Source organism: Methylomonas sp. TEB (assembly GCF_047777895.1).
GTDB lineage: Bacteria > Pseudomonadota > Gammaproteobacteria > Methylococcales > Methylomonadaceae > Methylomonas.
In genome coordinates this window covers 2987960-2999148 of sequence record NZ_CP180476.1, presented here as the reverse complement: position 1 = coordinate 2999148, position 11189 = coordinate 2987960, and the positions used below count along the sequence as shown (strand labels likewise).

At 48.2% G+C, this 11189-nt stretch carries 9 protein-coding genes; 5 read left to right on the top strand and 4 right to left on the bottom strand.

Going from position 1 to position 11189, the window contains the following annotated elements; genetic code table 11:
• Positions 1-7: 7 nt before the first annotated feature.
• A complete protein-coding gene (locus tag ACMXD4_RS13425) occupies positions 8-1327 on the bottom strand; it encodes a PepSY-associated TM helix domain-containing protein (RefSeq protein WP_415878412.1) in 1320 nt (439 codons plus the stop codon).
• Between the two features lie 256 nt (positions 1328-1583).
• On the opposite strand from ACMXD4_RS13425, the gene ACMXD4_RS13420 reads away from it, so the two are divergent.
• The 4 genes from ACMXD4_RS13420 (at position 1584) to ACMXD4_RS13405 (ending at position 8778) form a co-directional block, all read left to right on the top strand.
• A complete protein-coding gene (locus tag ACMXD4_RS13420) occupies positions 1584-2474 on the top strand; it encodes a DUF4131 domain-containing protein (protein WP_415878411.1) in 891 nt (296 codons plus the stop codon).
• A gap of 29 nt (positions 2475-2503) precedes the next feature.
• Positions 2504-2719, top strand: a complete 216-nt coding sequence (locus ACMXD4_RS13415) for a hypothetical protein (protein ID WP_415878410.1) — start codon at positions 2504-2506, stop codon at positions 2717-2719.
• Positions 2720-3144: 425 nt separating this feature from the next.
• A complete protein-coding gene (locus tag ACMXD4_RS13410) occupies positions 3145-7749 on the top strand; it encodes a DEAD/DEAH box helicase family protein (RefSeq protein ID WP_415878409.1) in 4605 nt (1534 codons plus the stop codon).
• A gap of 729 nt (positions 7750-8478) precedes the next feature.
• Positions 8479-8778: a hypothetical protein gene (locus tag ACMXD4_RS13405; protein ID WP_415878408.1), complete on the top strand. Its 300-nt coding sequence runs from the start codon at positions 8479-8481 to the stop codon at positions 8776-8778.
• A 94-nt stretch (positions 8779-8872) separates the two neighbouring features.
• Here the strand turns inward: ACMXD4_RS13405 and ACMXD4_RS13400 are convergent, their stop codons facing one another.
• Entirely contained in the window at positions 8873-9148 is a 276-nt protein-coding gene (locus ACMXD4_RS13400) for a hypothetical protein (protein ID WP_415878407.1), read from the bottom strand.
• 198 nt (positions 9149-9346) lie between these two features.
• Between ACMXD4_RS13400 and ACMXD4_RS13395 the strand changes: the two genes are divergently transcribed.
• Positions 9347-10144 carry a hypothetical protein gene (locus ACMXD4_RS13395; RefSeq protein WP_415878406.1) on the top strand — a complete coding sequence of 266 codons (798 nt, stop codon included), beginning with the start codon at positions 9347-9349 and terminating at the stop codon, positions 10142-10144.
• 178 nt (positions 10145-10322) lie between these two features.
• Here the strand turns inward: ACMXD4_RS13395 and ACMXD4_RS13390 are convergent, their stop codons facing one another.
• Positions 10323-10883 (bottom strand): hypothetical protein, encoded by a 561-nt coding sequence (locus ACMXD4_RS13390; RefSeq protein WP_415878405.1) that lies wholly within the window; start codon positions 10881-10883, stop codon positions 10323-10325.
• A 59-nt stretch (positions 10884-10942) separates the two neighbouring features.
• Complete coding sequence (locus ACMXD4_RS13385) at positions 10943-11158, bottom strand: hypothetical protein (RefSeq protein ID WP_415878404.1); 216 nt, start codon at positions 11156-11158, stop codon at positions 10943-10945.
• Positions 11159-11189: the final 31 nt, after the last annotated feature.

The window sequence follows — 11189 nt, the reverse complement described above, 5'->3', positions numbered from 1 at the left end:
TACACAACTACTTTAATCTTTTTATCCGCCTGATTCGGCTGTAGATTTTTTGCAATAAACGGTTAGCAGCGGGGATCATGACCGTAAAAATTGCCTTGGCGGCGCGTTTTAATGTCGTCATGCAAGCAGTTGTCGCAGCGTCTGTCGCCTGTTTCAGGTTGACTTCTCGATCCGCGACCCAGCCATGTCGGTGTAACCAGTGTAATAAGCCGCTCAAAAACAGGAATGTCGGCGTCAATCCCACAAAAAACCACAGCAAGCGGCCGTTTGGGCCCAAGGCTTCGCCGGTATGGAGCGGCCAAAGCCAGGTGGTAAACGTTTGTCCGGTTGAGAATTGGCTGGGGTTCTGCACATCGCGAATTTGTCCGCTCCAGCGGTCCACCCAGACGGTAGTGAACGGATGGTGTTGATTGATCTCGTTAAGTTGGCGCAAATTGATCCGATATGTGCCCAACTCGCCAACCGGGGTGGTAATGCGCCGGACTTCCGAGCTGGGAAACGGTCCGCGGGCCACGAGGGTTGCTTCCGACAGACTGGTCGGCCTGTCATTGGGTATGGCGCTGCTGCGCACATTGGGGCCGGCGTCACCATGTCCCATGCCGGACGCGGCGGTCAAGTTTTCCAGCAGGCTAGGGTAGGCCAGATGAAAACCAGTGAAGGCCAGCATGATTAAAAAGCCGGAACTGGCTAAGCCCAGCAGTCGGTGCAAATCAAACACTAGCCGCATCAAGCCGGCATCGTGGCGCAGCGAAAAGGCGTGCAATAACTTGTGCCAGCCCGGCCACCACAGGTACAAACCGCTGATTACCGACAACATTAATAAGCCGCCCAAGACCGCCAACGCATTTCGGCCAAAGCCGTCCAATTGCAGTTGGGTATGTAAATCCAACAGCCAGGTCGTCAGGGTTTTGCCCCATAAGCGGCTGTCGACAACCCGGCCGGTGTAAGGATTGACCGAGACCATCAGAGGCGCATAAAAGGCGTCTACGCTTTCCTTGGGCTTTTCAAACCAGGCGGTGATCATGCCGTCCGGCGCTCGCGGCATTTCCAAGGTCCAGGCACCGTGCCGATCAGGATGGGCCGCACGTACCGCAGCGACGATTTTGTCCAGCGATAAAGCCGTTGATTGAGGGGTATCGACGCGCAATTGCGGATTGAGCAAGCTATCCAATTCTTCTCGGTAAATACTCAAACTGCCGGTCAAGCCGATCAGCGCGAAGATGAGTCCCAAACTCAGTGCCAGATAAACATGGCACAAGCGCCACCATTTGCGGGCATTCAGGATAAAGCGTGGGCGGACAATCAGCGGGTAATGGGTTTCTTGCATGGGGTAAACAGTGGGAGATTTAGCGACAGCCCGCCTTCAGCAGCCTTAGACGCTATAAATTTAAAAAACAGCATTTGCCAGGCACGGCTACCGACTATTTTGCAGGATTAATGCAACAACAACCAGCCCATGACAGCCGTTGCGCCCAGACAAGTTTAAAAAATCGGCTAGACTGCGTGAAATACGCAGGGCGGCGGAGTTTGATTGGTAGATATATGAGGCGTTTTATACAGGATAAATGTAGGTCGGAGAGGCGATGAATCTGAGCAGTTTGCTATTTCTGGCCGGAATTGTTGCTGTCCAACAGTTCAGCCGCTTGCCTAGTCTGTTCGAGTTTATCGGTTTGGTGGTTAGCGGCTTGTTGTTGATTTATCGGCACCATTGGCGATTTTTCGCGCTGCTGGCTGGGGTGCTGTGGGCGAGTCTATTGGGTGGCTGGCGGCTGTCCCAACAACTCCCCGATACCTATCAAAACCAGGAAGTGAAAATTCAAGGCTATATCGCCAGTCTGCCGCAACAACAAGAGCAGCGCACCAATTTTGATTTTATTGTCACGGCGCCATCCGGCAACTTTCCGGATAAAATTCGTCTGAGCTGGTATTACCCAAAGCTCAACTTGGCTGCGGGGCAGGGCTGGGAGTTTCGGGTAAAGTTGCGCAGGCCGCACGGCCGCCTCAACCCCGGCGGCTTTGATTTCGAAGCGTGGTTATTTGCCAACCATATCGGTGCGACAGGTTATGTGCGCGACAAACCGCCGCCGCAAATCGTGAGCTTATCGCCGAGTATCGGTCAATATTTTGCTCGGTGTCGGCAAGCAATTGCTGACCGACTGGATGCTGCTTTGCCCGGCAGCGGTCAGTTGGGTGTCATAAAAGCATTGACCATCGGCAGCCAAAACGCAATCACCCAAGAGCAATGGCGCGTGTTTAGACTCACCGGTGTGGTGCATTTAATCGTGATTATTTATCTATTAAAACGTAAATTCATTCCTTCGCAACGACTTGAAACCAGCACAGATTGGATTGACGTCGAGAGCAACAATTCGCACTTACAAAATCAACAAAGTCCTCTTGAATTCTTCGAGACTGACCTTAAGTTAACGTTTTGGCCAAAAAATCAAACATTTGGATTTTTGAACCATAAATAGTAGGCAAACCAATCAGCATGGAGGTGAATATGGCAAGGATGCCACGACTACGCCGTCTGGAGCATGACGAAAAATTGCTCATCAAACAGGAGCTCGAAGCAATTCGGGAAAAAATCGGGGAGATTTACTCCGTCGTCGATCAACGCTATGGCCTTAGCGATAAAAAAGCGGTGCGGCTACAAGCACTGTTGAGAAAACTAACGGAAGTAGATCGATTGTTCGAGGGTGAATTGACAACCGATTAAAAAATGGACCCTCGCTGGCTGCAACCAGCGAGTTTTGCAAAATGGAACTTAGCATGAGTATTTATGAAAAGCCTACGGCGGGGCTTAATTCGTCGACCTACGTCTATGATTTGGAAGTGTTCCCAAATTACTTCCTGGCCGTTTTTAAACCGATTGCTGCTGGACTGGACGGTGTCTACAAAACGTTTACCGTTTCCGAGCTGGATGCGCTTAGAGCGTTTTTAGATCAGCCTGACTTGACCTTGGTTGGCTACAACAATTTCGAGTTCGACGATGCGTTGTTAAAGGTCATTTTGACTACAACACCCTCATCAACGGAAGACTTGTGGAATTGGACTACCAAACTGATCAACACCCACGAAACCGAGAAGCAGGAAGTCCAAAAGCTGCGGTATGCCGATTCCAATTGGGTTTGCATAGACCTGATGCAGATTCTTGGTGGTAGGCTACTAGCTGGCAGCTTGAAATCCCACGAAATCAGATTGGGCTTATTGAATGTTCAGGATTTGCCCTATCCACCTGGCAGCATTTTGACTGACGAGCAGATCGCAGTCGTCGATGAGTACTGCCAAAACGACGTTGACGCCACAGAAGCGCTGTATTTCGATCTGGATAAAGAAATACAGGTACGCCGGGACGTGAATGCGGAATATCCGTTCCTAAAGCAATCTGCGCTTCGGCGATCGAACGCTTCGATTGCTGAAGCGGTTATGAAACACCAATTCTTCAAACGAACCGGACTCACATCATTTCAAATAAAAAAGCCTGAAAGGTTTGCCTTCGACCCTGTTACCCGTATCGATTCGGCAATCAAATTCTCCAGCGTTCACAACCAGCAATATTTGCAACGGCTCCGGAAATTGCCGATGTTTGAGGCCCAGGATTGGGTTGGCAAGAACATGAGCGATCCGTTTATTTTCAAGGTGGGCGACCATTCCATTAAATTAGGCAGCGGCGGAGCCCATACCATTATCGGACATTGCGCGATTGAGTCGGCGGCCATCATGGAATTCGATGTCGCGTCCTACTATCCCAATCTTCTGCGAAAATTCAATCGATCCCCAGCTGGCTTGACCGAAGCCTGGATTGCCATTTTGAATGGACTGACCGATGACCGCTTAGCCGCGAAGCATAGCGGAGACAAGGGAAAGGCGGACGTCTACAAGATCATCATTAATTCGTTATTTGGAAAACTGGCGGATCAATTTTCGTTTAACCGTGACGACGCCTTGCAATTGCAGGTCACAATCAACGGGCAATTGTTTTTGATCATGCTGATGGAGCGATTCCATGAGGCCGGATTTGAAGTGATTTCCGGCAACACCGATGGCGTCTACATCAACGCCGGAGACCGTCCTGAGGAAGCTCAAACGGTTGCTAATCAATGGATGCAAGACACCGGGTTTCTTCTGGAATCCAAAACCTCGACCAAATATGTGGCTACCGCGATCAATGATTACGCGCTTTACCACCCCGATCAAGGTTGGTATCACAAAAAAGGCCGTTTTGCGCCGGGGAAACGTACTCGCCCGTCGATTGTCACCGACGCCGTGCTTCACGCTATCAGTAGCGGCGAAGGCGTGGAAGGTTTCATTCGAAACGGCCAAAGCGTGTTGGAATACCTTTACAGCGGAAGCGTTCGGGATAAAAAAACAATAGCGATTCGACATGGTGATAAAACCGTCCAGAAATCCAACCGATGGTATAAATCGATTAATGGCCATCCGATTGAAAAATGCGTCAAAAATACCAACGGGACTTTAAAATGGAGCCGCGTCTCCAATTCAGAAAGCAGCATCGTAGCCAATCGCCTTACTGATTATTCCGTTCCTGAAGACCTGGACTTTGACTTTTACATCCAGGAAGCGCAAGCCCTTCTCGATGAAATCACGGAGGGGAAAAAGGCGAAGGAGACCGGCAAATCCAAACTGGTGTTGGCGGCGGAAAAAGCTCAAGCCAAAGGATTGGTGGTTGTGCCAAAAGGTAAACATGGCAAAGGGTATGAAAAAGCTAGCGTAAAAGATACTTTTGCGCCTGAAACTGTCGCTTATTGGCGAGAAACTCCGCTCGATCAAGCTGATTGGTTCGGTTTTGTGGGATTCGGCGCCTATACCGGCCCGGAATTCAATTTGGTCGGGATTGACATCGACAACCCGGAAAAAGCTAAAGATACCCGATTGTTCGAGCTGATCGGCAAAACTGGCATGGTTTGTTGGCATGGCGATTGGGAACCTGACGATGTCAGAATGGGTGAAGTTCGCGGCACGCTGCTGTTCAAATACAGCGGCGATCAACTTAAAACAACTGGCGGCCAGTTTCTAAAGGACAACGGCTTTGAAATCCTGTACGGGAAGAAAGTTGTGCAACTGGCTGGTTTGCACCATACGGGTGAGAAATACACTTTTAAAGGGAAATTAACCGCCATTCCTCAAGCTTTGACTGAATATCTTGCGTGGCGCATACCGGAACAGGATACCGAGCGCGAGGAACCAGCGGATGGCGAGACCCAAAACGATGTTTTTAAACGAAGACTCCTGATGGAATTTCAGCAAATTGCCAATGCCGACCCTGAATATGTATCGGTTGGCGGCGAATTGGAATTGAAATCAACCCCACAAGGACCGATGCTAAAAGGATTGTGTGTCGCCCACCAGCAGCATAGCAACCAAAAAAACGACCAAAACATGTCGATCTTAATGTGGGACGGAAGATTGATTACTTCTTGCTACCATCAAAGCTGCACATCGACGCGGAAGGCATGGCAATATCGCATAAATGATCAACTAACCCTTCAACGGGACGTCGTCGTTAACCCTAAAAACTTAGTCGTCGCCGAGGAAGCCAAAGAAATTGCCGAAGCGCTTCAGGATGAGTCGCGATACAAACTAATCATGGCGTCTACCGGTAGTGGTAAAACCCATACTGTCGTAACCCACATCCTGCCATTTTTGGATAAAGAGAGCGGCAATCAAGACAAATTCGCCGTGATCTGCTCCAGCAAAGACCAGATGCTCCAAATAGCCGAGCGTTTTGGCCGCCTACTCGAGACCGACAATATCAATGAACTAGGTATCGATCTGATTGAGGCTACAGGGGATATTAGGCTTGGCAGAGCTAAATCGATTGACACGGTGAGGTCGGCTACCCGTGTCGCCATCACGCATTTTACCTATGTCTCCAGGCGTCGATTTTCCAATTATTACTATGCGTTTTTGAAGTTCATCGATCAAGATACCCATGTCTTGATCGATGAAGTGGATGCTTTTGTTGAAAGCCAAGTCAGCAATCTTCCGTTGGGCAGTCGTTGGCGGCGATATGACAAAGCCGGAAAAATCAAAAACGACCAGCTGATGAAATGCGGCATGTTTCATGGGTTCAATAATTGCGCAAACTGCACGATGCGACAATATGACGGCTATAAAATCGATGTCGATCAGTATCGAAATTTAGGCTACATACCTGTTGGCGAATTCATGGAAGGCATTGGATTGGAACGGTTGGAGCATATCGATATTGATAGCCGAACCGTCGGCAAAATTCGCGTTGGCAATAACGAAATCACCATGTTGAGACAATACTACGAGCCCGGCCCGGTATTGTTTGAACAACCCGGCGAAGACCCGATGGCGGATTTTAAGGCTATTTTTGAAGACCACATGAACGCTGGCTACCTGCCTACCGTATATCGTTCAGTGATCGTTTACAACGGCGAAGAAATTACTCGCGAAGAGGTTGTCAATCGGTTTGGCATCAATGCGCGTTTGACTTTATCTTCTGTCCCGGAAGATGAGCGTCGCAAGCTTCGATTTCCAAGCCGCGTTTGCAACGTAATGACCGTAACAACCATAGATCGCAGGCCGATACGCTGGATGGCAAAAGCAAAATCGGTCACCGGACTGACCGCGACATTAACGCCATTAAATCAGCAATTTTTGGCCGACATGCTTCCGGGACTGAAGCGATTCGACATCCCACCGAAAGACGATAGGAAAATGGACAAGATCATTGTGGTCGGCACCCGCACACACTTGCCGCTGAAAGTGATGATCGACGGCCATTGGCGATTCAACAAAATGTTCCGCTTCAGAGAAACCTATAACGATGCGTTGAGGGATTTCGAGGCCTTAAGCAAAACCGAGATTCCGGTCAGGCTCGGATTCAGCAAAAGCAAAACCATGTTGACGTCCGATCAAGATGAATACGGGCAGCATAAAGTGTTGCAAACCTATTCGTTCGGGTCGCTGGGAAGAGGCATCGATTTTGCCAATTATCCGCTGGTTGACATAAACGCAGGGGTCTATAAACCCGTTTCCGTTCATGTCTGCGACGATCCTGACGTCATTAAAGCTACCATATTAGAAGATCGCGCCAACACTCTGACCCAAAACATTGGCCGAATTTTAAGAAGGCCGAAAGGCGACGGACGGGTGGTTAAGATGGTGGTCTTGGAGGAATTAGTCGATGAGGATGAATTGTCGACCATTGCCAAGGAGTTAGCGGCCATGTCCATCGAAGCGGTTGAATCCTGGTGGACCCCCTGCCATTTGACCAAGGAAGAAATTGGCGAATGGTTAACCAAAATCGAATCCGGTCAGTCAATTCCCGAAGACATCCCGAGGGACTATCAAGATTTAATTGGCCGTGCCAAGCGATTGGTCGAAAGTGGAGCCACTAAAAAAGAGATCAAGTTGAAGCTCCGGTGGTCAACGGTCAGAAAGTATCTCTCGCAACATGAAGTCGCGGAGGTCGAACAGGTTATCGACGATTTACTGGCGAATGTGCGTTCCGAAGGCGGTGTCATGAATGACAAAGTATTTAGGCAACGTGAAAGACGGCTCAAAACCATCGGGAACCTGAAATCCAAGGGTAAGTCGGAGGCGGTTATTCGGAGGGACATGAAAGTATACGATTCGAAAAATCCCTGGACGAAAAGTGAACAGTCGTGGTTCGAGACCGTGGTTAAAACGGTAAAACCCGAACAATACATCGATACACCCGTGGAGACGGACGAACCGGGAGTACCCGGTTAATTTTGATTTGGGTGGGACTAAAACCGTTATCGGTGAGACCCTTGGCTGGCGTTTACCCCCTCTGTTCATGGGGTAAATTCAACTGAACTCCGGTCTGAATACCTCGGTGGGGAAGTTTTGGAACAAAACCTCAATATAGAGGTATTTTTCCGAAAGTTCCACATGGGGTCGTGGGTGTGGAGGTTTTCGGCGGTGACGGGGGGATTTTTAAATATATAGGAAGAATCGGAAAAATAAGCAGTAATTTATTGTTGAATTGGAAAAACGGTTTTCATGGGTTGATTGTTCGGAGAGTTCCAGGGGGATTTTTAACTTTTACACTAAAGATTTTTTTTGATTTAGTGTAAAAGTTTGATGCTGCTTCTACGGATTTCATCGTTCGATGGCATCTGGATTGGTATTCCAGCCCGTTAATGGCGTATTTGATTCAAAATAATTTGAAATAAATCACATTTTATAAGTCGCCTTCAATTTGGGGTCTCAGATGCATCTTGGGAAATCAATTCTGGCGTTTAAATAATGCTGTCATGGATATACAAAAGATAGTTGTTGTCCAGTGCGCCCCAGATGATTTGTGATTGCTGATTGCGGCTGATGCTCTATTCTCGGCTCATGGTATCAGCTTACTGTTAACCTGGACTGAATTGAAGTTTCGATTCAAACCCTTATATTGATTCCTGTCGGTCATTGGACTGGCTTTCAATTCTTTCAATTATGGAGATCATCTGAATGGACATTAAAAATGAAAAAGCAATCGCGGACGACAACAGTCAACGATCAAAATCTATAGCTTTAGGCGAAGACCTCAAGTTTGTCATGGCGGAATACGACATCAGCATTGATGACATCACTGCCGGTTACACCACAAGTAAAGGGACGCCAATTTCGGCTAGAACCATTCGTCGCTATATGAATGTAACGATGAAGGATGTCGATAGCGGGCAATGCTATCCAAATGGCATACCGAAAGGGTTCATGAAATTCATCTGTAAGCTCGTCGCTCGAAAGGAGCGTGATTCGACAGAATAGCTTGGAACCATAGGTCTAGGTAAGCTGCTCTGGCTGTCTCGCAGTTAATTATAAATTAACCGCGAGTGACCTAGAATCCGCTAGGGTTATTTGTTCAATACTCCTCCGGTAGTAGCAATGTCGTCACGCTTCGGTCGGCTTCGGTAATGATCCAGATTTTGCCGTGGTCGTTGAGTTTATAGCTGCTAAATATCCGAGCGCCACTGGTTAAAGCGTCTTGATTGGCTTTTTTGTCGGATAGGCACAAGTCGCCCCAATCGCCGGTAGCGTGTCGAATCAGCAGATTGTTGAATGGCAAACCTAGTTGATCTAGCAACTCAATGGCGCCCGGTGTGGCGCAAACTTGACCTAAGGTGAACAGTGCTTTCATGGTCTAAACTCCGTTGATTGAAAGCGCCACCATCCAATCAATCGCCCGAACCAATCAACGGGCCAACTGTAAAAGCCTGTGTTTGGTTAGTTCTATCGTTTAAACGATGGTTTTTTATCGGCGAGGGGATTTATCATCTCCAGCAGGCCAAATCGGTTTAATAACGCTTAAAAACGATCAGAACTATTGGTTCCGCTAATGCTTATCCTGAAACGCAACTTTAAAAATGTATTTGTTTATCGGGTGTGTTTGCCGTTGATGTTGGTTTTCGGGGTATACCCTGTGTGGGCCGTACCAGATGCGTTTAAACCTGTTCTATCCCGTTTAATCCCCGGTTCCGTTGTGTTTATTGGCGAGACGCATCAAAACCCGGAATCGATGGAATTGATTCGCTCGTTGGTCGATGCGTCCCTTTCTGCTCGACAGTGTTTGACGGTGGCATTGGAAATTGATGATCGTCAACAGCCTCTAATTGACGGGGTGCGTTCTGGCGTTTCTTCTGTAAACGACATCAAAATACCGGCAGCGATAGACCATCCTGCTTTTCGGCAAATGATTAACGATTTGGTTGAGTTGGACAAAAGCAGTGGTTGTGTTTCCGTGGTGGCTATCGATACGGGCATTGATACGCCATTTGATCGTGATGATTGGATGGCAAAGCGATTGAACGACTTGCCAAAAGACAAGCCTATTTTGGTTTTAGTTGGTGCTTTGCATTCGCTTAAGCATATTGATTACTTAGTTCGTCGAGCTCGATCACCAGCTGCCGAGCAGGTTAATGAAGCTGGACTGGCAAAGGTGAGCACTTATATTCAACGTTGGTTGCCTGAAACTTGTTCATCGCATGAAGGCTTAAGATCTCCAAGATTCATCCCTGCTGAAGCCCCGGAGGCCTTGCGAATATTGAATTCTTCTGTTGTATCTGTCGTCAAAGCCAAGCTTTATTCCAAAGCAGTGGGCGTTGTTGATGGATTCATTAGGTGGGATTGTCGGTAATAAGCGTAGCGTGGTTAAAGTATGCGCTCGGGGTATACCCTCTGCAATCGCTACCAACAGCGTTCTAACCCTTAAATTCAAGTTTAAACGCCGGGGATTCACTGAACAATCGGGATGCGATCAAGGTTCGCCTGGTTTACTTGGCGAACCTTGATTGAATTCCCGCCAACGAAGTTGGCTACTCTGCCGGTTTGTCGCTTTCTTCGTGTGCTTTTTTGATCGTTTGGTAGTAGGTTGGTGCACCGGCTTTCGTTAGGCCTACTTCTTTTATGAAGGCATCAATGATTTCCTTGCGACCTTTGCCTTCAGTGGTCAGCTGTTCGTAGATCACTTTGGCCTTATCCATTTTGCTGGGTTGTTTTTCAGCGGTTTTGCCGCTTTCCCGTTGGAATTTATAGAAGTAGGTATTTGCGCCAGCTGTGGTTAAACCGGCTTCTTTCTTCATTTTCGCGATGATGGCTGATTTGGTGTTTTTGGGATCAGCAACCATTTGGTCGTAAATCACCTTGGCGTTATCGGCTTTGGTTGGTTTTTTGGGGGCATCGGTGTTGGTGTCTGCCTCGGGTGTTGCTTGTTTGGCATCGGTTTTTTCGTCGTTTGTCTCGGCTGGTTGTTGAACAGCCGTTACTGCCTTGGTATTGGGATTTACCGGTGACAAATCTTTTTTGTCCGTTGGCGCAATAGCGTTGGCTTTTGGCGCGACTTCGGTTTTGGCTGTGGTTTTGTCGTTAGTGCTCATTAGGTTCTCCAAAAAGGGTTGTTATATTCAGTTCAGGGGTAGCTTCCCGTCAGTCCGCTTCAAGGGGCAACGGATTGACTTAAATAAATTTGCCAGCAGTCGGCGATTAAATTGGCAAGGCCGGTTTCGGAAAGCAGCTCCAATCCGGGAATGTCTTCGCTGAGCGTGCCGATCAATTCTGCGAAGAGATCAAAATCGAGTGGCGTGGTGCTGGTTTCCAGAATGATGTCGACCAGATTGGTTTTGTCGGTGTCGCTAACTTCGTTGTAGTTCATGGTTGTTCCCCGTCTGTATTTGTTGAGGGGA